The sequence below is a fragment of the Paenibacillus sp. 8b26 genome (assembly GCF_050626875.1).
GTDB lineage: Bacteria > Bacillota > Bacilli > Paenibacillales > Paenibacillaceae > Paenibacillus.
The window spans coordinates 18,386-39,919 of record NZ_CP192445.1 but is presented as its reverse complement, the minus strand read 5'-3'; the positions used below and the strand labels follow the sequence as shown (position 1 = coordinate 39,919).

The 21,534-nt window shown below is 44.6% G+C and carries 18 protein-coding genes and 2 pseudogenes; 7 read left to right on the top strand and 13 right to left on the bottom strand.

Features of this window, described 5'->3' with window-relative positions:
- Positions 1–94: 94 nt before the first annotated feature.
- The 5 genes and pseudogenes from ACQ4MX_RS00235 to ACQ4MX_RS00215 all read right to left on the bottom strand — a co-directional run bounded on the left by ACQ4MX_RS00235 (position 95) and on the right by ACQ4MX_RS00215 (position 6,702).
- Positions 95–2,095, bottom strand: coding sequence for a methyl-accepting chemotaxis protein (locus tag ACQ4MX_RS00235; RefSeq protein ID WP_431088676.1), 2,001 nt, complete (start codon positions 2,093–2,095; stop codon positions 95–97).
- 407 nt (positions 2,096–2,502) lie between these two features.
- The gene (locus ACQ4MX_RS00230) at positions 2,503–4,569 is read right to left on the bottom strand and encodes a thioredoxin domain-containing protein (protein WP_431088675.1); all 2,067 of its coding nucleotides are present in this window, start codon (positions 4,567–4,569) and stop codon (positions 2,503–2,505) included.
- 151 nt (positions 4,570–4,720) lie between these two features.
- Positions 4,721–4,822: pseudogene (locus tag ACQ4MX_RS00225) on the bottom strand (ATP-binding cassette domain-containing protein); the annotation flags it as partial.
- A 109-nt stretch (positions 4,823–4,931) separates the two neighbouring features.
- Positions 4,932–5,933, bottom strand: coding sequence for an alpha/beta hydrolase fold domain-containing protein (locus ACQ4MX_RS00220; protein WP_431091438.1), 1,002 nt, complete (start codon positions 5,931–5,933; stop codon positions 4,932–4,934).
- A 499-nt stretch (positions 5,934–6,432) separates the two neighbouring features.
- Positions 6,433–6,702: a CD3324 family protein gene (locus tag ACQ4MX_RS00215; RefSeq protein WP_431091437.1), complete on the bottom strand. Its 270-nt coding sequence runs from the start codon at positions 6,700–6,702 to the stop codon at positions 6,433–6,435.
- A 401-nt stretch (positions 6,703–7,103) separates the two neighbouring features.
- On the opposite strand from ACQ4MX_RS00215, the gene ACQ4MX_RS00210 reads away from it, so the two are divergent.
- Together ACQ4MX_RS00210 and map are read left to right on the top strand one after the other, a co-directional pair.
- A complete protein-coding gene (locus ACQ4MX_RS00210; RefSeq protein WP_431088674.1) occupies positions 7,104–7,871 on the top strand; it encodes a TetR/AcrR family transcriptional regulator in 768 nt (255 codons plus the stop codon).
- Between the two features lie 26 nt (positions 7,872–7,897).
- A complete protein-coding gene (map, locus tag ACQ4MX_RS00205; protein ID WP_431088673.1) occupies positions 7,898–8,644 on the top strand; it encodes a type I methionyl aminopeptidase in 747 nt (248 codons plus the stop codon).
- Positions 8,645–9,080: 436 nt separating this feature from the next.
- Here the strand turns inward: map and ACQ4MX_RS00200 are convergent, their stop codons facing one another.
- Positions 9,081–9,575, bottom strand: a complete 495-nt coding sequence (locus tag ACQ4MX_RS00200) for a hypothetical protein (RefSeq protein ID WP_431088671.1) — start codon at positions 9,573–9,575, stop codon at positions 9,081–9,083.
- Positions 9,576–9,787: 212 nt separating this feature from the next.
- On the opposite strand from ACQ4MX_RS00200, the gene ACQ4MX_RS00195 reads away from it, so the two are divergent.
- Entirely contained in the window at positions 9,788–9,970 is a 183-nt protein-coding gene (locus ACQ4MX_RS00195) for a DUF4303 domain-containing protein (RefSeq protein ID WP_431088670.1), read from the top strand.
- Positions 9,971–10,211: 241 nt separating this feature from the next.
- Here ACQ4MX_RS00195 and ACQ4MX_RS00190 read toward each other — a convergent pair whose 3' ends face one another.
- Positions 10,212–10,619, bottom strand: coding sequence for a hypothetical protein (locus ACQ4MX_RS00190; RefSeq protein ID WP_431088669.1), 408 nt, complete (start codon positions 10,617–10,619; stop codon positions 10,212–10,214).
- Positions 10,620–11,040: 421 nt separating this feature from the next.
- Entirely contained in the window at positions 11,041–11,766 is a 726-nt protein-coding gene (locus ACQ4MX_RS00185; RefSeq protein ID WP_431088668.1) for an RNA polymerase sigma factor, read from the bottom strand.
- A 199-nt stretch (positions 11,767–11,965) separates the two neighbouring features.
- Between ACQ4MX_RS00185 and clpP the strand changes: the two genes are divergently transcribed.
- The 4 genes from clpP (at position 11,966) to ACQ4MX_RS00165 (ending at position 13,963) form a co-directional block, all read left to right on the top strand.
- Positions 11,966–12,550: an ATP-dependent Clp endopeptidase proteolytic subunit ClpP gene (gene clpP / locus ACQ4MX_RS00180; RefSeq protein WP_431088667.1), complete on the top strand. Its 585-nt coding sequence runs from the start codon at positions 11,966–11,968 to the stop codon at positions 12,548–12,550.
- A 59-nt stretch (positions 12,551–12,609) separates the two neighbouring features.
- Positions 12,610–12,816: a hypothetical protein gene (locus tag ACQ4MX_RS00175; RefSeq protein WP_431088666.1), complete on the top strand. Its 207-nt coding sequence runs from the start codon at positions 12,610–12,612 to the stop codon at positions 12,814–12,816.
- Positions 12,817–12,937: 121 nt separating this feature from the next.
- The gene (locus ACQ4MX_RS00170; RefSeq protein WP_431088664.1) at positions 12,938–13,579 is read left to right on the top strand and encodes an MBL fold metallo-hydrolase; all 642 of its coding nucleotides are present in this window, start codon (positions 12,938–12,940) and stop codon (positions 13,577–13,579) included.
- Positions 13,580–13,750: 171 nt separating this feature from the next.
- On the top strand, positions 13,751–13,963 hold the full coding sequence (locus ACQ4MX_RS00165; protein ID WP_431088663.1) for a substrate-binding domain-containing protein: 213 nt from the start codon (positions 13,751–13,753) through the stop codon (positions 13,961–13,963).
- Between the two features lie 127 nt (positions 13,964–14,090).
- Here ACQ4MX_RS00165 and ACQ4MX_RS00160 read toward each other — a convergent pair whose 3' ends face one another.
- The 5 genes and pseudogenes from ACQ4MX_RS00160 to tnpC all read right to left on the bottom strand — a co-directional run bounded on the left by ACQ4MX_RS00160 (position 14,091) and on the right by tnpC (position 21,390).
- Positions 14,091–15,032, bottom strand: a complete 942-nt coding sequence (locus tag ACQ4MX_RS00160; RefSeq protein WP_431088662.1) for an alpha/beta fold hydrolase — start codon at positions 15,030–15,032, stop codon at positions 14,091–14,093.
- Between the two features lie 57 nt (positions 15,033–15,089).
- The gene (locus ACQ4MX_RS00155) at positions 15,090–17,192 is read right to left on the bottom strand and encodes a serine hydrolase domain-containing protein (RefSeq protein ID WP_431091436.1); all 2,103 of its coding nucleotides are present in this window, start codon (positions 17,190–17,192) and stop codon (positions 15,090–15,092) included.
- A 224-nt stretch (positions 17,193–17,416) separates the two neighbouring features.
- On the bottom strand, positions 17,417–18,778 hold the full coding sequence (locus ACQ4MX_RS00150) for a sensor histidine kinase (protein ID WP_431088660.1): 1,362 nt from the start codon (positions 18,776–18,778) through the stop codon (positions 17,417–17,419).
- Positions 18,775–19,449, bottom strand: a complete 675-nt coding sequence (locus ACQ4MX_RS00145; RefSeq protein WP_014281217.1) for a response regulator transcription factor — start codon at positions 19,447–19,449, stop codon at positions 18,775–18,777. Before ACQ4MX_RS00145 ends, ACQ4MX_RS00150 begins: the two co-directional genes overlap by 4 nt.
- Before the next feature lie 638 nt (positions 19,450–20,087).
- Positions 20,088–21,390, bottom strand: a pseudogene (gene tnpC / locus ACQ4MX_RS00140) (IS66 family transposase).
- Positions 21,391–21,534: the final 144 nt, after the last annotated feature.

The following is a 21,534-nucleotide window of genomic DNA, read 5'->3' as shown; positions in this document are numbered from 1 at the left end:
AAAAAAACTCAGGACAGATTCCTTATGCCATAAGGCTTAAAGAGCTGTCCCGAGCATTCATTGTACTATAGATTCCATAGGGTTCAAGTGCGTTTTAATATTTGAAACGACTGATCATCGACTTCAACTCAGCAGCCATTGTTGATAGCAGCTGAGCAGAGGCTGATATTTCCTCCATGGAAGCCAGCTGCTCTTGCGAGGAAGCGGCGACTTCCTCAGATGTAGCGGCATTACCGGTTGCAATTGTCGCCAGCTCGTTGGCTGTCGCTGCAATCTCTTGTACACTCGCTGATATCTGTTGTGCAATCGCAGCGACCTCCTCCACCTGAGGTGTGGTCTCCCGAATGCCTTCCATCGCGTCTCCCAGCTTGACAATGGTTTCTTTGGAAATCTGCAGCCCATCCTGAACCTCAGTCGTAACACGGTTCATCGTCTGAACCGTGGTTTCCGTTTCATGCTGAATTTCGGCAATCAATGTGGCAATCTGTGTTGCAGATGCCTGCGATTGCTCTGCCAGCTTGCGCACCTCATCTGCAACGATGGCAAAGCCCTTGCCATGATCACCTGCTCTAGCCGCCTCAATCGCTGCATTCAAGGCCAGTAGGTTCGTCTGATTGGATAGTTCACCAATAACCTTGGTAATTTCACCGATTTCCTGAGAGCGGGCTTGCAAGGTTTGAATCATTCGGTTAGATTGCTCTACCGAATGGTGAATCGAATTCATTTGTTCGCCTGTTTGCTCAACGGATTTCCGTCCTTCCTCTGCTTGTAAAGAGGATCTTCTGGCCAAATCGGCTACCGAGATGGAGCGTTCCGCAATTTGTGTGACTCCCTGTGCAATTTCATCAAGGGCTACTGAGTTATTTTCCAGGCCTGTAGTCTGCTTCTCTGCTCCACTGGCAATTTCCTGAACAGCCTGTGATACCTGCTCACTTGCAGCACTGGTTTGTTCTGCGCTTACCGTTAGCTCGTTCGAGGATCTAGCGACATGATCTGCACTTTCCCCTACGTTCTGAATGACAGATCGCAAGTTATCCTGCATGTTTCGGAAAGCCAGTCCCAATTGTCCAATCTCATCTTCACTCTTCACTTGAATGTCCTGCGTCAGATCCCCTGCGCTCACATTAACCGCTTGTTCCTTCAATTTTAAAATAGGTTTGATGATGGAACGAATCAGGAAATAGACAATGATTATCCCCACCACAAGACACCCGACGACCGTAAGCAAAGTGCTGATCAAAATCGGTTGTGCTGCTTCATCCACTTCAGATAAATACAGCGTTCCGCCTATTTTCCAGCCTGTCAGCTTGTTGGTCGCATAGTTCATGTATTTGGGCTGGCCTTCATACTGATACTCGTATTCACCCGCGTCGCTCTCATACATGCGTGATTCAATATCTGCAATTTTGGTGCCTGGTGCCTTCGTCGGATGAACAATGTAAGTACGATTGCTGTCCAGCAATATGGCATAACCCTCATGGCCTACTTTAATATTGTTCAAAGTCTCTTTAATACCGCTTACCTTCAGATCAATGCCAATAACACCCGAACCGTCCGCCGTGGCTCTGGACACCGTAACTGTCATTTGCTTGGAGGAAGAGGAGAGATAGGGCGAACTAATCACTGTTTTGGCTTGTTCCTTTGTGGCATCCTCATACCATGATCTAACTCGAGGGTCATAGTTATCGGGTAATTGCTTTTGTGGATAGGTTATAAATTTACCATCCTTCGAACCATAATAAATGGCTTCTGCTTCAGGATGGATTGTAATATATTGCTTAAAAAATTCCTCCAGATCGGCTGCCTTTTCCTCCGTCTCTACTCGATTGCCCTTTAGCTTCTCAGCAAAATATTCTGCGTCGTATATCTTAGGTGAAATAGCACTGTCAATAACATAATTAGTGCGGACAATGGCCTGCTCGGCGCTATATTCAATCTGGTTTCGAATTTCCTGGCTGGCGCTCAAAAATGATAAAGCCCCAACAATCATAGATGGTATGATCAAAAAAGCAATAAAAGCGACCATCAACTTCGTTTTAAAATTATTGCTGAGCATCCTTCTTACGTCCCATGGTTTTCCTGCAAACTTCTTCATCAGTCAACATCTCCATTTCATCACCTGGATTATTTGCATATTGTGAACCGCTTCGCTTTGCTGATGGTTATTCACTCGACAAATTCACTTCCCCTTTTCTGTTCTTCATCATCTCCCTCTAAAACGCTTCGACACAAAAAAAGATATAAACACGACAACAAATAGGTATATGTACTTAGTTTTGAATACAGCAAGGCTCCTTGGAACCGATTCCTTAATATAATATACCTAAAAAATATTAAAAAAAATGCACTGAACATGTTAAGGAAATGTTAGTTTTAACTCACTATACCTACCTCTAAACATGAAATAATCCCCTTGAGGTTGGCATACATAAGGTCATTTTTCGAAAATCACCATATGCTTGTTACCCCAAGGGGATCAAATTTGTTTTTATTTTAGGTTAATCAATTCAGTAAAGTCTTCAGATCATCGAGACGGGTGACAGGTGCCTGGCAGGCGAAATGCTCGCACACATATACGGCTGGTTTGCCATCCACAAGAGCGTAATCACGGATATAAGGAACCGTCTCTGTAATCTCCGGCTGTCCTTCATCCTTCAAAATAATCACTGTATGGGGTCTGAATCCTGCTCGAACCGCCTGAATGAACTGTACGGTCTGCGGATCACCCCTATGGCCCACAATAACAATCTCCTTCGTCGTTCCAGTTGCATACAACAACGAACTGAGCAACGCCGAATAGCCTGACGGGTAATGAGCAACCATGCCGCCAAAAGCCTTAAACTGCTTGGCTGCATAGTCCTCCAATCGAGATTCACCCGTTAGCCGCGCAAGCCTTACAAAATTATGGGCCGCGATACTGTTACCCGACGGAATGGCTCCGTCATAAATTTCTTTAGGCTTGGCAATTAGCTGCTCACTATCTGACCCGTAAAAGAATAATCCGTCCCGTTCCTCATCCCAAAACAAGTCGATCATATTTTGATTGAGCGTCAACGCCCGTTGCAGATATTGTACATCGAAGGTCGCCTGGTATAGCTCGATCAAGCCCCACACATAAAAAGCATAGTCATCTACATAGCCGAGATAAGCTGCTTCTCCGTCCCGATAACGTGCCAACAGCCGTCCGTCCTCCCGTCTCAGTTGGTTCCATAGGAACGACTCTGCCTTCTGGGCCTGCTCTGTATATCTGGTATCTCCAAAAGCCTGTCCCGCCTTCGCTAAAGCAGCGATCATCAACCCGTTCCACGAGGTCAAAATCTTGTCATCCTTGTGAGGGTGAACCCGTTGTTCCCTGGCAGCAAACAGCTTGCCGCGTAGCTCATTGACCCGATGTTCCAGTTCCTGTTCAGTCAAGTCATGCTTGATCCCGTAGGCTTCCAGATTAATATCAATCAGGTTCGGAATATTATGGCCTTCAAAATTCCCGTAAGGAGTAATCCCATACAAATCGTTAAAAAAGGCGGCATCCTTATCGCCGAGTACAGCCCTTACCTCAGATTCGTCCCAGACATAGAATTTGCCCTCTTCTCCTTCGGAATCCGCATCCTCCGCCGAATAAAAACCCCCTCCTGCATCTGTCATGTCCCTTGTGATATATGTAAAGATTTGTTCCGTAATACGCCGGTACAGCTCCTTGCCCGTCACCTGCCAAGCCTCTGTATACGCAATGGCCAGCAGAGCGTTGTCATACAGCATTTTTTCAAAATGCGGCACCAGCCACTTCTCATCCACTGAGTACCGTGAAAATCCCATACCTACATGGTCGTAGATTCCGCCCCGGGACATCGCATCCAGCGTCTTCTCTGCCATTTCCAGCGCCTGTTGATTCCCCGTATGCTGTGCATATCGCAGCAAAAAAGACAGGTTATGCGGAGAAGGAAACTTGGGAGCTTCCCCGAAGCCGCCATATTCCTTATCGAAGGTGTGGCTGTATTCATGGAAAGCTTTATTCAGGCTCTGTTCATCCAGTTCACCGCGATAACCTGCAAGTAAGTCCTGTCGCTCATGCTCGGTAAGCACCTGCTCACTCAGCTCCACCAGCTCTTCGGGCTGCTCCTTCCACCGGGTTCCCACCTTCTCCAGCAGCTCCAATAGACCGACACGGCCGAATTTTTGCTCTTTGGGCAAATACGTACCTGCAAAAAAAGGCTTCTGATCCGGCGTCATCAGAATCGTCAGCGGCCAACCCCCATGCCCCGTCATCGTCTGACAGATGGACATATAAATATGATCCACATCCGGACGTTCCTCCCGATCCACCTTAATGGATACATAGTCCCGGTTTAATATCTCCGCAACCTCTTCATCCTCGAAGGATTCTTTTTCCATTACATGACACCAATGACAAGTGGAATAGCCGACAGATAAGAAAATGGGCTTATTCTCGCGTTTGGCGATTTCAAAAGCCTCATCTGACCAAGGGAACCAGTTAACTGGGTTGTGTGCGTGTTGCAGCAGATAAGGCGACTTTTCCTTGGCTAATCTATTCGGTTTGCTGCTCGTTGACATGGGACATCACCACTTCCGTAGTTGGATTTTATGCTTGGTATTATTTTACCCTAAATGGGTGGTAAAAGTCGGAAGGGATGAAAAAAGATAATATCAGATTAGAATTAATACATTGTTAAAAAGTATCAAGTACATCAGGTAGTACACCATTATCCATCCCCCTCACCGACTCATCCAGCACGATCAACTTGGGTTTTAACGCAATCGCCTTGGCGACATTGACACGCTGAGGCTGGCCACAGCTAAACTGATGACTCTCAACCGAATCTAACAATAAATTGTTTATTCAGATCATAAGTAGGTATGAAAAAGCACTGATGGATATTCTCCATCAGTGCTTTATTTACTGCATTCGGATCTTATTAGCGTTTAGCATTATACTCAGAATTTATATCAAATATCTCCAGAGCTTTCAGTAAGGCGTATTCACTTGTTCTGGCCCCTTCTTTTGAAAAATGCGCATCCGGAAACGCGGGAGATATATGATGATATCCGGGATAGACATGTAATTCCACTAAGACACCATCAAAGGCCAATTGTTTTGCAAAAAACAAGGCTTCATCAATGAATAAATCAATGGTACCTATATTTATATAAGTCGGTGGTAACCCGGCCAATGACTTAGCACGGGCCGGCACATAATACTCACTTACCTCCTCCTGACCCGGTTCATCCCCCAATACAGATTTCCAGCCAAAATAATTACTTTGTTTTGTCCAAATAAACTCTCCTGCGTATGGATGCTCTGGTGCGGTACTTGTGCGATCATCTAGCATTGGTCTCATTAATCTTAGATGATGGATTTCGAATTCCTTCTGATCACGAATGTATAAGGCTAGGCCAGCCGCCAAACCGCCGCCAGCGCTGCTGCCCCCTACGGCAACTTTCTGAGTATCTATCCCTAACTCTTCCGCATGTTCAATACACCATTTTAGGCCCGAATAACAATCCTGTAACTGACTTGGCTGTACATGCTCTGGTGCTAGGCGATAGTACACAGATACACAACAGAAACCATGTTGTGCAGCAAGAGATGCATTAGCAGGACGATCCACGACTGGACTTCCTAAGACCATCCCGCCTCCGTGTATCGAATAATATAGAGGCATCTTATGATGCTTGGATTGTTTGGGCTTAATGATTTCTATTTGAATATCTGGACCACTAAAATAACTTGGCACAACCTTTTTTTCTAATGTAATAGGGAACATCTGCGTTACATCTATTTGTTGCATCATTTGAGATTGATTTTTACGTGCTTCCATTAGTGTAGATTCGGTAAGATCGGTTGTTGGTATTAAATCAACTGCACTAATAATTTCTGGATCAATCAGATGTCTACTTCTACTTTTTTGCTCCCCCATAGTAATCGTTTCCTCACTTTCTTGTTTTAAAGACAATGAATCAATACATATCTCCCTTCAATTGTTGCTGTCGTTTATATTCATATTTTAAAGATTAAAATAAGCTTTATAAATGAAAACAACGAGTTAGAATCATTTTTGACATAAAAACAATAATGAAAAAATGAAGTACAGCCTTTGAAATAGAAAATGAAATGCCATAAAAGTATTTGGGAATCTGGATGTGGGAGGTAATACGAGACTTGAAACGATAACCACCGATAGAGTGAACGAAGGCTGTACCTATCGGCGGTGGAATCAAATCTTTTGCCAAACAAAAAGACGTGACCGGATTGGTTTTTCACCGCGATCATCCGGTCACGCCCTAAGCTCACCATGTTATGAGGCCAAAATTAAATTCATTGACGCGAGTATAGCACCACGCCACTTTGCAAATTAGGTATTTTTTATGTTATGTCCACTTAATGGGATATCAATCAATATTCGCTAGTGTATCCCCCTACTTTTTATGTGAATACACAATTTTCTTAATGGTTTCGGTAGAGAGGAAAAACTCCTTAGCTAATTGCTCGATACTGCTGCTATTTTGAAAAGCATTTCTGATTGCGGCATTTCGCTGTTCAAGCAACCTTCTCCCGCCACTCAAACTGCCCCAATCCATATATTCCATTTTTGGCTTAGGAATATACAGAGTCTCTCCTTGAACATATTTTTGAATTTCCATTATTAGTTTTTGAGGTAAAACTTTTGTAGCATTCGTATATCTCAATTTTGCTCGCCCCTTATTTTGATTCTTTAAAATAAGGTGCAAAGCCAAAAATATTAAAAAAGCTTGTTCAGCGTTAAAAATTGTTTCGCCCCATACAAAGTAACGCTTTCCTAATAATTGGCTTTGCATGAGTGTAAGAAGTCACAGACAATCCCAATAGATTCTCCATCAGTAGGCACCCCCTTTTACTTCGCAAGTATAGCATAACTTCTGCTCACCTGGGACCAGCTAAATGATATCAGTACAATCAAACCATTAAAATTGAGCTGATATATAACTGATCTTCATATCGTTTATGAGGTGTTGCCGGGACTTTTGTTTGCCCGACTCTTGTTATTCGCAAGCCAATGTTTTATATTGACATAAGAGTAGGTCAAAAATAAAAGAGGTGAACGAACGAGATGTCTCCACGCACGAAGGAACAAAACGAAGAGATCCGGCTGCGGCGTCTGGCGCAAATCCGGAAAGCCGCTGCCGATGTGTTTTTGAATAAAGGGCCTTTACTGGAAATCCGCGATGTGGCCGTGCAGGCGGGACTCGGCTATGGCACGGTATACCATTATTACAGCAATAAGGGCAATTTGCTCCACGATCTGCTATGGGACGCGTTGGAGCGGGCCGGGGGATGGCTGGAGGCCCCGCAAGAGACTCCGCCAAAGGTCCCGCTGGAGGCTCAACTGAAGGCCCCGCGCGCTTCGGCTTCGGGGGAGGCGCCGGCCGGCGGGCATTTCGGCTTGGCTGCTGCGGCGGACACCGGGAACTCGGCTGCCGCGGATTCCCAAAGCGGAAGCCGCGAAACGGCCGCTGCCGCAGAGCTTGGCCCCGCCGCCGCCGGCATTCGGCTGCTGCAGCTTTGGGCGGAGGACCACGCCCTGTACCTGCTGCATAAGCTGGCCGGTGAGGGCTTTGCCTCGCTGCCTGAAGCGCGCTCGGCCCCGCTCTCGGCCGCCTTTCGCCGGGAGGTGCTCGCGCCGCTTGCCGTGCTGCTGGAAACCAGTCGTGCGGTAGATGGGGCTACCGCTTCCGGCGGAAACGCGGCGGAGCCACCGTATCAGCTACAGCGCGCGGAAATGCTGCTAGCCGCCTTGGTCGGCTGCGCCTCGCTTTCGCTTCGCCGCGGAAAGCTGCACGAGGAGGCCTGGGATATCGCCCGGTTTTTAAAATTATAGAAGTGATAAGGAGCGAATAGACAAAGATGATCATTTTAAAATCACCTAGGGAAATCGAAGAGATGAAGCCGGCGAGCCAAATCGTTGCGGACTGCTACCGCGAGGTGGCCAAACTGATTGAGCCTGGGATCACCACCCGGGAAATCAATGACTTTGTTGCCAGACACATCACCAAGTTGGGCGGCAAGCAGTTTACGAAAGGATACAACGGTTTCCCCGCCGAAACCTGCATTTCGGTCAACGATGTGGTGGCCCACGGCATTCCTTCGAACCAGGCACTTATGGACGGCGACTTGCTGAAGCTCGACATCGTCGCGGAATACGGCGGATGGTTCGGCGATTCGTGCTGGTGCTATGCGGTGGGCAATATCCGGCCGGAAGCGCAAAAATTAATGAAGGTGACAAAGGAATGCTTGGATCTGGGGATCGCCCGGGCACTCCCGGGGGGCCGGCTCGGCGACATAACGTCGGCGATTCAACAGCATGCGGAAGCGAACGGGTTTTCGGTCGTACGCGATCTGCTGGCGCACGGGATCGGGCAGAGCCTGCACGAGGAGCCGAGCTACGAGCATATCGGCGTAGCCGGCAAAGGCATTCGGTTAAAGGAAGGCATGGTGTTTACGATTGAACCGATGGTCAACGAAGGTACGTTCCGTATCACAATCGACGACGATCAGTGGACGGCGAGAACGGCCGACGGCAAGTTGTCGGCGCAATATGAGCATACGATCGCAATTACGCCGGACGGACCGCTGATTTTAACGGCCCAGTAAGAATAAAGGCGAACGGACGGCAATGCGTCATTTTAGGAAATAAGTCGCCAACCCGGCCTGCTTGACCTGACGAAAGTTCGTAATCCAAACCGCGAAAAAGCGCTGGTTCCAGCCTGGGACCAGCGCTTTTTCGCGGTTTGTAACTTTACCGATTTACGAAAAAACACGTTGTTATGCGGTTTTTATTATGACTTTGGTATCAATTTTGTAACCTTTATGGGAAATAGTGTAAAATTATAACTTACCCGGGGAGACGGTTTTTCGGCACCGGATCCGGCTTGAAGCATTTCACGATCCGCATCCGCTAAATGCAGTTTTCTTTTTTGGACTTGAAAGGTATGGTATCTCTCCGTTCCAAGTGTTCTATGAAGAGTACACCATAAAAAACTGGAATATAGTTACACTATTTTTAATCAATCTACTAGGTGTTAAGGAATTACACTCTCTCTTGGCTAGCCTGTCTTGCGTGTATTTTTTTCATTGCAAATCTTGCTATTGGCTGAGCAACCAATAGCTCAATCCAAAATGCTACACCAAAATTTCTAAACCAACTGTGAAAGAAGTTCTGAAAAGGTTCTAGGCTTATTTGTTTCGTACCAACCCAAGTTCCTATAATGGTTAGAAGAATAGATAAGACCGTAACATTCAATAAAGTATTCAATAAAACTCTAGCATTAAATCCATCTGTTTGCCCTACGAATTTGGGTATCACTTTACCCACTAATGGTCCCGCAACCAATCTTACTAATAAAACAACGATAATCCACATAAACGGAATAATCTTTAGCGTTTCTAAATAATTTTCTTTACTAAAGCCGCGTTCCAACCCCATAATAATTGGGGCGATCGTGTTTACTGAAATAATTGAAATAATCAATAAAAATAATATACCTTCTTTTGCGTTTTGAGGCAGTCTTTCTTCCTTATACATATTGTTTCCCTCCGAAATAAAAATTTCAGATGGTAGACGTATCACAAACATGAAAGCCCAAGACCTGTGCAACAGCAAGGAAGATTAAAATTATTATAGATGGGGATTTTGCGAATATCAATATGGCGATACAACACACTTGAATCATATTAGCAAATTTCTGTATACAACCGAAAATGTGTTTGACTATAAAGATGAAAATGATAAAAATTATGTCCAAGGTAGTTAAGGAAACAGACGATGTACTTTTTAATCAATTCGGCCAATCCAAAGAAGATATTATTTTTTTCGTGTCCATGACGGATGATGATATGGCCAAGGAACTGGAAAATCAGTCCGTAATTCAGATGACAAACGCCAAATTAGTTGATGGCTTCTTGCATCGTTATCAATAGAATTACAGTTTGAAATATTACACTCATTCGTTCAGGTACATTGCTTTACTAGACAAATTCGCAATGTGCTTGTCCAATGCACCGATAGTATCCTCTTGAACTACGCGGGGTAGTACTAGCGAAGCTGACACTACCCCAATATAAGAAAAGCTTTTTCAACGATGATGCCATTAATTGCCTGCACCACTATAAATCCTGAAATGCATAGATGTAATATGTATTCAACTTTAAAATCTACATATCAATTCATTTTAAATGGGACCTCTATATCCTCGCCTATCTCGTTAATTGTCTCCTCGATGATTTCTCGGACTTCTTCATTTAGATCTCTTTCTAAAGAGTCTTTCATTAAGTTGTAACTCATTTTTAAATTTAGATTAACAACAACGGATGAATAAACATCGACTATCTCCGAAGATGTATCATTCCATAATTTAAGTACAAAACGATCTACTCTTTTTCTGAACGAATCACTTAACAATTCATAGGTGTTAGCTCTCCTATCAGCAAATTCTGAAAAACATTCTAACATTTCAAGCGTATTAACCTTCTCTACATTTTCAATCGAATCCAAATAATGAATAAGATGGGATTCTAATTGTTCTTTAGACATATTATCTGGCAACTGTTTAATTTCATTTAAATTCATTTTTCACCTCCCAAAATCAACTGATATATGAGTTGAAAATTTACCCGCTTAGCTTGTATTAGTCAGAAAACGTGCTGATCGTCATGCGCAATGTTTGTTGGCAGGTCTAACTTTTTCGCTGCATCAAGCAAAGGCTATCCTATAAAAACACTGCTCCTTCACGATAAAAAGGGTTAGCTCTCAGGGTTCACTTTCTAATATAAAAAATTAAATATTATTTCTGAATGATATCCCCGATATTTTTCCGCACAGCCACCATGGACTCTTTGCCATCATTGGCTGTGCGCTGCCTCTGTTACTGCCCCGCATGATTTTTGCCCTGCTGCCTGTAATCCCAACAATCTGTTCGTAAATTGGAATGACCGGGAGCTTGTTTCATCAGAAACAACCACTATGATCAGCTTGCATTTCTCTTCGCAAACTACGCCGCTATCATACTCATGGTATGGGAATCCGTTTGTTTTACTGAAGCGAGACTCCGGTGCAGCTTATTATTAACGATTCCGATCACCACGTCCGGCTCCATTACATCCTGATGGGAGAGCATAACCATTGCTGCAATATCTCCCATCTGATATGCCGCCGTCAACGCCCTTAGAAAAGTCTTCGAGTTTTCACTTTCCGGTAAGGATAACTCTCCTTTGAGAAGATCCTCCTTGACTGCTCCAAGCGATTTTCGTGCCCGGTGGAGTGCAACTTTTACCGCTCCCTCCGTTGTTTCGAGCATGTCGGATGTCTCATTAATCGAATAACCAAATACATCTCGCAGCAAAAATACAGTTCTCTGAAGCGGAGATAAATGATTCATTAAGGACTGCAAAGCTATCTCGATTTCAAAAGATCCATTATCCGGTACGGTTACTTTCGCTTGTTCCCTATTCAATATTCGAGTATAGACTGCTTTTCTCCGTATATCATCAATCCAGGTGTTCTTAGCAATCCGCAGCAAAAGCGCTTTGGGATTTGTATGATCGAAGCTATTTAGCTTTCCTAATGCTTTTACCCAAGTGTCCTGAGCCAATTCTTCCGCATCCCAATTTGATTTCGTAAGCGACAGACAGTAACGTTTCAGGACTGCCTGTAATTCCTCTAAGTTCTCGATGTTCATTATATTGTCTGTCATTTGTATAGAATTATCTATCTTCATAGGCCTTCTCCTCCACGGTCTTATTCTGCCCTTTCCTAAAGCAAAGCCATTTGCTACCTCCAATGTAAACGAACAAGTGGTTGTAAAAGTTACACCAATTAGGTAAATTGTTTTCCCATTGAAACCTCCGTATCTTTTTACGGTCTCGGTTCGTTTACAAGGAGAAATCAACTGAACCAGGAAATTGGGGGTATAAAAAATGAATGTTTATGTTCCTTATGTTGTCGAGCAAACCGCTCAAGGTGAAAGATCGTACGATATCTATTCCAGACTATTAAAGGATCGTATTGTGTTTGTAGGGGCAGCCATCGACGATCATTTGGCTAACGGTATTATTGCTCAATTATTGTTCCTAGCGGCAGAAGATCCGGAAAAAGAAATTTACATGTATATCAACAGCCCGGGTGGCTCTACTTCCGCAGGATTTGCCATTTATGATACGATGCAGTACATCAAACCCGATGTACATACGATATGTACGGGATTTGCTGCTTCGTTTGGCGCGATCCTGTTGCTGGCCGGCACCAAAGGGAAACGTTCGGCGCTGCCGAACAGTGAGATTATGATCCATCAGCCGCACGGTGGCGCTCAAGGGCAGGCCAGCGATATTGCGATCAGCGCAAAACGAATTTTATGGACTCGTGAAAAGGCAACCCGTATTACAGCTGAGCGGACCGGGCAATCTTTTGAAAAAGTCGAAAAAGATATGGACCGGGATTTTTACATGTCCGCTCAGGAGGCACTGGATTATGGTGTTATTGATCAAGTGATAACTTCTTTATAGAGTATGCTCAAAACCTAATGATCTGCAAGAAACTTCAAGAAATAATACGAGGTGATATCATGTTAGCAAGCTTACAAGGCAAGAAAGTAACTATTCATTTTATAGATGGGACAAATGTATGCGACGGGGTACTGGATCAGATTGACGACAAGTTCGTTAAATACCTTACGCAGTATCAGACTCTTGTTATTCCTATTACATCCATTCGCACCGTATCCATTGACATTAAGGAACGGCAACGCCACAGAGTTGGATTCGCCCCGTAAACCTATTTTAGCATTACTGGCACTCGCTGACTCGCTGATCTAACAAGTAAAGCGATTTTCGTGACTTGTTAAATCGGTGAGCTGCATGGGTGGCAATTTCATTTTACGGAGGCCCGATATTATGGAAATTTCACAGGGAGTAGAAATGCTTCAGCTAGATTTTCATGGGAATATAATTCACCCCATTCTATTGTGGGATCGAGAAATGGCTGTTTTAATAGACACAGGATTCCCCGGACAAATGGAAGATTTACGCGTGGCTATGGAAAAGGTTGGCGTGTCGTTCGACCAACTAAAAGCTGTGATTTTGACGCATCAGGATGTGGATCACATAGGAAGTCTTCCTGAGATTTTGCAGGAGTGTGGCGATCATATTAAAGTCTATGCACACGAACTGGATAAGCCGTATATTCAGGGGGAGATCCCTCTTTTAAAAGATAGTCACCTTGAGAATCCCCCGAAGGGCAAAGTGGACGATACCTTAATAGATGGTCAGGAACTGCCATTTTGCGGCAGAATTCGCGTCATCCATACGCCTGGGCATACCCCTGGTCATATCAGCCTTTATTTAATGCAAAGTAAGACTCTTATTGCCGGGGATTTGATGTACAGTGTAAACGGAATTCTCAGGGGAATTCATATCCCGACCACACCGGATATGGATGCAGCTCATCTCTCATTGAAAAAGTATTTAGATCTCGACATTGCATCCGTAGTTTGTTATCACGGGGGATTAAGTAATGTACATGTTAATGATCAGTGAGCGTCAAATAGGCCCCACCTAGAAGTCAGATGGAAGCCCGCGTATGATGGATGAGAGTATTAAGGCATGCGACAGGTATCTGGTAATGAAGAGGACCAGGGCATATGCGGTTTAAGCGTTTCCGAAGCTTGGAGATAAGGGAGCTGCGGTAATTGCTCAAATAGCGACAGCTTGCGTCGGTTAGGTTTTTCCATTCCGGGAGATTTGGGGATTATGGGTTTTGATAATACGGAAGTCGCTCACTTGCTTGATTTGACAACGATTGACTATCCTGTTGTTCAGCAAGCTGAGAATGCATTTTCCATTTTGCAAAATAGGTGGAATAACACGAACAATGGACTAAATACTTTATCATACAAGTTAGTTGAGCGAAAATCGACTTAACGCAATATCTTTACTGGCTGCTTTGTTACTGGTGCTGTCTTACGTAGTGTCCTGTAATCTAAATAAAAAGAACACCTCGTCCAAATCCATGGACGAGGTGTCTTTTTTCGGTACTCATTGATATCTTTTATTTTATTTCATTCATAAATCTCCTGTAATTTTCCACGATTTCTTTGGATCGGGTATAGTGCAAATAGTGCTCTCCTTCAAATGTCATCACTTTTCCATGTACAGAGTTTTTTATTTGCTCCTCATGAAGAGGTATCCAACCTTCCGTTTCGGTATCATTCGCTTGTAAGAAGAAAATCAACGGAAGATCTTTGGGGAAAGACAAGTTCTCAGCGACTTTGAAATTAGGACCAAAGTTTTCGCCTTCATTCAGGTTGTTCGGATTAAACGTATTTTTGAGTGAAAGTATTCTAATTTGCTCTCTGGTTTCATCATCAACATCAGGTGCAATCAGTTGATCAGGGGCCAGTTTCATTAACATTCGGTAGAATCCTGATTTTTTAAGCAGTTTGTACGTTTCGGTTGGGAATGGATCATCGTTACCTCCCTGCGTTGGGACACTGCTTTCAATGCCGACAAAGGAAGTTACTTCGTTTGGATATTTGTTCACATAATCCAGGCCGTATATCCCTGAAATGGAGTGAGCCATGAGCGTGTAACGATGAATACCAAGTTGCTGTAACGCTTCATGAATTTCACTAACCATATTTTCCGTGGTACGCTCTTTTTCAGTAATGTCACTTAATCCATAACCGAAAGGCTCAATGACAACGACTTTGTAAAATGGAGATAGCTCATCGATGAGCGGTTTGAAATCAAGGGCTGGGGCGGGTGTTCCATACCCAGGAAGCAATACCACCGTTTCTTTGCCTTTTCCTTGAATCAACACATTCATGTTTTTGCCGTCAACCGCTACAAACTGGCCATAAGGTTTTATTTTCCCTTCCTCCGATTTGTTGCTAACTACATTAACAATAAAGACAGTCGCAATAAATAATGCAAAAGCGATAACGATCGCACCAAATATTTTGAGCAAAATAATTAATATTTTTTTCATCATGATGGTTCTCTCCTGTTGAATTCGTTTATTGTACAACCGTTTGAAACTCTACTCCTTTTACTTTTTTAATGAAATTTGAAATTGGGAACCAGCCTCACCTGCAAATACAATACGGCCGTTCTCTGGTAAAACAACAACATTCTTACCGCTGACCACGCTGTGATTAATACAAATTCCGTTCTGATCATAGATAGCAAAGGCTCCATTTGCAGGTAACTTCACTGTCATGACTTTTCCTTTCGCAGTAGCGGGTACCGAAAACCATTTGGCATGTCCATCTGCTTGAATGGTTGTTGCGGATTGTTTACCCGAATAGATTGGTTTCACCATTTCCTCACTGGCGAATACATAACCTGAAAATGTAAGATACTCTCCTCCGTTCTTTTTGGAGAAATGAATGTCCATCGTATCTCGTCCGGCAGTACCCGGAATCTGCAATTGATTGGCTGCTTCGTTGGCTCCAATAATTTTATTATTGGACATATACCCTGGATTCTCTTTATTCATATGAATAGGCAGGATCGATGTAGCATTAAGATAGAGCATTGATGTGTATTTCTCATTCACCAGATAATATTTTTTACCATCGCGCTTTGCCCATGCAGCGTTAATCTCCTTGGGTAATGTATTGGCTTTGAGCTTCTCCGCATTATATTCTGAGAAAGCCACCTGTCCGAGTCCTGGAACGGAGATATAAGATCGAGACCACAGGTAGGTATTCCCATTTTTCTCCACAACGAATTTCAACTTTTCTGTACCATCATCACTCACAAAAGTACCATCTGATGTATAGGTGTATTCTTGAACCGGATTACTTGGAGCCGTGAGAGAGGAGACCGTCATTTGTCCAGCCTTATTTATTTTGATCTTCGTAACTGAATTATTGCTACCATATATCCCTGCAAACTTGGAGATTTCTTTAGGCATATCAGCCTTCACAGGTACACCAAATGATTTTTCCGGTTTCCGTTCTTTAATAATGCCCTTTTCTTCAAGTGCGCTAAGTAATAACTCACTCGCAATGAATTGATTGGTTATGCTTGCTCCGCCTGAAGAGATCACGGCTGCAGCCATGTTGTATTCCGGAAGTACGACGAGTGAAGAATGATAAGATAACGTATCTCCACCTTTCGTTAGAGCCTTGATGCCGTATTCGTTGAATGGGAACAAACCCACACTATCCCAGCCTAGCCCGTATGCGATGGAGGACGGAGCAGATTCCTTCGGCCACATGCCCCTCTTATACTCTTCTTGTGCCATAGCTTCCACCGACTTCGTAGAAAGAATACCACCGACCTGTCCCGTGAAAATTTGTGAGAATTTAGCGAGATCTTCAGCTGTGGAGTAAATGCCTCCAGATGCAATGGTATTATAATTCTCTTGTGGAAGTTGTCCCTCATATACCGGAGAATAGATGCCCGCCATTTTCGCTGGATCCACAACATCCTTCGGTGTTTTTGTATCGTTCATTTCTAGGGGCTCTGTCAAATACTTGTGTATAAATGCGGTAAAGCTCATGCCACTAACTCTCTCTACCAGAATCTCAGATAACGTAAAACCATCGTTACAATATACCGAGAACGCTCCGGGATCTGCCTTTAAGTTTTGAGTCGCCAATTGATCGAGAAACGTATCATGTGAATACGTGTCATTATCTCCGTACAATGTGACACTGCTGGTTGAGGCGCCCAGAAGACCAGAGGAATGATTCAGCAACATACGGGGTGTAATCTGTTTGTATCGGTTATCTTTCATTGTAAAATCAGGCATATAGTTCACTACAGGCACATCCAAATCGATCTTGCCTTCGTCAACCAGCTTCATTACAGCGGCTGTAAGCATCATTTTACTGGTTGAACCAATGCCATAGATCGTGTTCGAAGTAAGAGGTACCTTGTCTTTTATATCGTTCTTGCCCGTTTGACCGGACACCACAATCTCTCCACCATCAATGAGCGCATATTGCAGACTCGTCGTACCGTACGTCTCAGTCAGTAATTTGGCTTTTTCGATTACGGTTTTCTTTGTTGTCTCATACGTAAGGTTACTGTTGTTATTCATGGCAGTCGGTGCGGCCATTGCAGACATTGGAGCAAGTATCGTCAGCATGAGAGTCACAGCAGCTATAGTATTTCTTTTTCTTGCTGTCCTCACACTCATCTTCAATTTTTTTACCTCTCTTGGTTTCACTCTTGCATCTACTCCTGTCTTCATCATTGTGTTAGGCCACCTTAACGTGGGCGCTAAAGACAGTATAACTAACCAAGATGTCCCCCTAATGACTACAGTATGAACGGAGGATGAACAGGCCAAAAAAGTTTGCATCATCACATGCAAGAAGGTTTATACATGGTGTCATAGCCTAGAGAAGGCATGAAATCCAATCACCCTGCTGGTGTTGTGATTGGCAAGATGACTATGAAGGTCGTTCCTCGTCCGTATTCGCTCTCCACCCGGATGTCCCCTTGATGAAGCGATACGATCTGCTTTACAATAGCCAGTCCCATACCGCTGCCTTCATATTTCTGGCTGTGGGAACGATCAGCTTTAAAGAATCGGTCAAATATACGCTTTTGGTCTTCCGGGAGAATACCAATACCCGAATCCGATATACGGACCGTCACGTTCTTGATACTCTGTTTGATCCTGACGCTAATTCGGGCACCATCTTTGGAAAATTTGATGCCATTGCCGAGGATATTGATCCACACCTGATTTAACTGGTCATGATCGGCCGTGATTTTGGTGGGCTGCAAATCAAGATCGAACTGAATGTTGCGGGCTGACCATTGGGGTTGAATAGCGACGATTACTCGTCTGATCTGTTCATCCAGACTGAGCGTGGCGAGCCGCATTTGCAATGACTGAGATTCAAGCAAACTCAGCTTTAGCAGACTATCACTTATTTTGGACATTCGTGCAGTTTCAGTGATGATAATATCAAGATAACAGCTTCGTTCGTCATCCGGGAGGTCTACCTGCTTGAGCGCTATAGCAAAACCGGAAATGGAAGTGAGCGGAGACTGAACTTCATGGGATACGTTTGTCACGAATTCCCTGCGCATCTGCTCAAGCTGGTGTAGATCGTGCATCATTTCTTCAAAGCTGCGAGCCAAAGTACCTATCTCACCCTTTTGTTTAATATTAAGCTTGACGTTGAAATCTCCAGCAGCTATAAGCCGGGTAGCTTCTGTCAACTTTTTGATCGGTCTCACCAGAAACATAGCCGCAATTAGTATCAATAGGCTGCCTGCTATTAACGAACAAATCAAAAAAGTTACAACAAACTTGATGAGAAATGAGGTGGAAGAGGAAGTGAGGGGTTCTACAAACATTGCTTTGCTTCCCATTTCAGTTTTTATCGGCAATCCCAAGAAGATCGTATCGATCCCATTGACTTGGACCCTTCCCCCATCCAGCACTTTCTTCACTTGTTCCGTAGTCACTGGGAAAGGATGTTGTCCTCTAAGTTCTCCGTAGGATTGGAATTGATCCGTTGCTTTATAGATTCGAATGTGGTAGGAATTGAGTTGCTTCATTTCACTTATAAACATTTCTGCTTCATGTAACGGCAATGTCTCGTAGATGCGGACGATATCCTGGCCAAAGTCAAGCAAGGTGATTTGCAGGTTTTCGTTTAATTTATCTTGAAATATCCAGGTTGCAGCAAAAAAAGCAATGATTGTGCCCCCGATCACGGAGACCAGAAAGGTCAGGACTACGCGTGTATATAAGGAACCGATCACTCCTGCACCTCAAGCCGGTAGCCAAGTCCGCGTACCGTTTCGATACGAAAATCGGAGATAGCCGCGAAACGTTCGCGTAGGCGTTTAATATGTACGTCTATCGTTCGATCATCGCCAGTATAATTAATCCCCCAAACTTGATCGATTAATTGCTCCCGCGTATAGACTTGTCCCGGTAATCCAGCAAGTTTATACAATAATTCGAACTCCTTAAGCGGCAAGGTGAACGACTCTGTACCTCTCATGACCTTATAAGTCTGCCGGTTCAGAATGACGTTGCCTAACTGGATCGTCTGCGTTAAACCTATACGGTATCTTTTCAACAGTGCCTTAACGCGAGCCATCAACTCAAGCGGATCGAATGGCTTCGTCAAATAGTCATCTGTCCCGAGCTGGAATGCTTGTACTTTCTCCCAGGTTTCGCTTCTAGCCGTCAACATTAATAACGGAAGATCAGGATTGGCTCTTCGAAGTTCCTCGCATAATGCCCAACCGTCCATGACCGGCATCATAATATCAAGAATGACCAAATCGACTGGCGTGGAGGTATAGATGGCCAGTGCTTCCTTTCCGTCTGCAGCGTTGATAGTTGCAAATCCGTCGTTGCGCAAAAATAAACAGACAAGTTTGCGAATGTTCGCATCGTCGTCAGCGACCAATATCGTAGGCATCGTTTCCACTCTCCTAAAAAAGAATATTTCTTCGGTAGTGCAAGAACGAAGAATGTCTAAATTATGCTACCTCATTGGCTGAAATCATGCAACAGTGTTTATGTGAGAAATGATCCCATTAAGTTGTTTTTGGCCTGCCCGGTCGCAGCCCAGATCGCATCCACGGCAGTGTGTCGGTCACTTACATGAAACCAGAAGCCCCTAAAGACAATTAAAAGCTACTCAATGCCATGCTTTGAGTAGCTCGTACAGATTCACCGTGGCGTGATTTGCCAGAATATTACGATATCTGATCTTCGGTGCCGTCCTCTTAACTTATTTCGTGTCATCTTCTACAAGTTCTTTAGCGCTTACTTCTATGGGATTCAATATATAAAAAATCGTCCACAAGTCATTCTTATGGACGATACTGCTTTTTTTTGGAACATTAAATTTTTGTATAGCGGAGTGTTCAAACTTGATTGTAGTTGAGTCCAAAGCCGAGGGAAAAGCAGGATTAGATACATGGAATTCTTCGGCATAGAGGTGAACTTTGTGTGCGGAGTTACAGACTTAAATTGTTAGGTGCAAGTTACGTGAGCGTCAAATAGGCCCCACCTAGAAGTCAGATGGAAGCCCGCGTATGATGGATGAGAGTATTAAGGCATGCGACAGGTATCTGGTAATGAAGAGGACCAGGGCATATGCGGTTTAAGCGTTTCCGAAGCTTGGAGATAAGGGAGCTGCGGTAATTGCTCAAATAGGTACTTGAGGTACCGGAACGGATGCAGTCCGTTCTCTTTCGCTGTTTCAATCACGCTGTATACTGCTGCACTAGCTTTTGCGCCCCGAGGTGTATTCGCAAAAAGCCAGTTCTTTCGCCCGATCACAAACGGTTTGATCGACCTCTCACTCCGGTTGTTGTCGATCTCCAGCCTACCGTCTTTCAGAAACGCTGTCAGCTTATCCCATTGGTTTATGGCCCAGCAGACTTTTAGGCATCGTCCGAGATTTCTGCTGACGCAGCCACACATGGTACGCTTCCTATCCCTTGAACCCCGTTAAGAAGTCTCGCGGATGCTCACCACCGCGTGTCCGCTGGTAGTCATAGAGCATGGCAGGCGGTACGCCGCGACCCGTTCGATACAACCACAGATAGGAGGTCGCCTCGGCCGATTTCCCCGGCTCTCGCAATACTTGCAAAGTGGTCTCAACCGCATGCAGCGCTTCCTGCTGAAGGAGATGTTTCTTCATTTCTGCAATCACCGGCAACAGCCACTGCTCCGCGCCGTAGATTATCCAGTTCGCCATCGTTTGCAGAGATAACGTATAGCCCATACGGGCAAACTGCTGCTCCTGTCGGTATAATGGCTGGCTATCCACATACTTTTGGCACATCACATGCGCCATCGCCGAAGGCGAAGCCAGGCTGCCCGGGTACACCGGTTTAGGCATGGGCGCCATCACAATGGGCGTTTGTAGGCCATGCCGCTCGCAGTGACGGCAGGCATACACCTGCCGCACATGCCGAATGACCTTTACTTGCGGTGGCAACACGGCAATTTCACTACGCGTTTCAGTCGTCATCTCATGCAGTGATCCGCTGCAGCATGTACAGATCTGTTCGCCTTCTTCCAATGTGTACGTCACCGTCTCGACAGGCAACTTAGACAGGTCTTCCTCGCGCTTTCCCGTGGTTTTTCGGCGTTCATAGGTGACCTTCTCCATCTCGGGAGCTTGCCCTTCCGGCGTAGCCAGCACTTCTGCCTCATTGAACAGGTTCAACTCGAGCTGATCGGGATGTGTCTTCTCGCTGGAAGCGCCGAAGCGCTTCTGCTGTCCCAGACGAAACTGCTCCTCGTACCATTTGAGCTTAGCCGAAAGTTCGGTATTTTGTTGCTCCAGCTTTTCATTTTGCTGCTGGAGTTGTGCCAGGGTGAGGGATTCCGTTTCGTTCTTCATCTGTTTTTCTTTCGACAAGCCAAGGGGATTTCCTGCCAAACGGAGAAAGGTTTTTCAAATGGCGACTTCGGGCGATATCGCCGGGTGGGCCTGCCTTTGCTCGGGTGACAGACCATCAAGTAGCCATCGCAATTCTCGCTGCGT

Excerpts from the sequence above, each read along its gene's own strand:
- map (WP_431088673.1), top strand. The coding sequence starts at position 7,898 with ATGATCATTTTAAAATCACCTAGGGAAATCGAAGAGATGAAGCCGGCG.
- ACQ4MX_RS00235 (WP_431088676.1), bottom strand. The coding sequence starts at position 2,095 with ATGAAGAAGTTTGCAGGAAAACCATGGGACGTAAGAAGGATGCTCAGC.
- ACQ4MX_RS00160 (WP_431088662.1), bottom strand. The coding sequence starts at position 15,032 with ATGATGAAAAAAATATTAATTATTTTGCTCAAAATATTTGGTGCGATC.
- ACQ4MX_RS00185 (WP_431088668.1), bottom strand. The coding sequence starts at position 11,766 with ATGAAGATAGATAATTCTATACAAATGACAGACAATATAATGAACATC.
- ACQ4MX_RS00195 (WP_431088670.1), top strand. The coding sequence starts at position 9,788 with ATGTCCAAGGTAGTTAAGGAAACAGACGATGTACTTTTTAATCAATTC.
- clpP (WP_431088667.1), top strand. The coding sequence starts at position 11,966 with ATGAATGTTTATGTTCCTTATGTTGTCGAGCAAACCGCTCAAGGTGAA.
- ACQ4MX_RS00145 (WP_014281217.1), bottom strand. The coding sequence starts at position 19,449 with ATGCCTACGATATTGGTCGCTGACGACGATGCGAACATTCGCAAACTT.
- ACQ4MX_RS00190 (WP_431088669.1), bottom strand. The coding sequence starts at position 10,619 with ATGAATTTAAATGAAATTAAACAGTTGCCAGATAATATGTCTAAAGAA.
- ACQ4MX_RS00210 (WP_431088674.1), top strand. The coding sequence starts at position 7,104 with ATGTCTCCACGCACGAAGGAACAAAACGAAGAGATCCGGCTGCGGCGT.
- ACQ4MX_RS00170 (WP_431088664.1), top strand. The coding sequence starts at position 12,938 with ATGGAAATTTCACAGGGAGTAGAAATGCTTCAGCTAGATTTTCATGGG.
- ACQ4MX_RS00175 (WP_431088666.1), top strand. The coding sequence starts at position 12,610 with ATGTTAGCAAGCTTACAAGGCAAGAAAGTAACTATTCATTTTATAGAT.
- ACQ4MX_RS00230 (WP_431088675.1), bottom strand. The coding sequence starts at position 4,569 with ATGTCAACGAGCAGCAAACCGAATAGATTAGCCAAGGAAAAGTCGCCT.
- ACQ4MX_RS00200 (WP_431088671.1), bottom strand. The coding sequence starts at position 9,575 with ATGTATAAGGAAGAAAGACTGCCTCAAAACGCAAAAGAAGGTATATTA.
- ACQ4MX_RS00220 (WP_431091438.1), bottom strand. The coding sequence starts at position 5,933 with ATGGGGGAGCAAAAAAGTAGAAGTAGACATCTGATTGATCCAGAAATT.
- ACQ4MX_RS00155 (WP_431091436.1), bottom strand. The coding sequence starts at position 17,192 with ATGAGTGTGAGGACAGCAAGAAAAAGAAATACTATAGCTGCTGTGACT.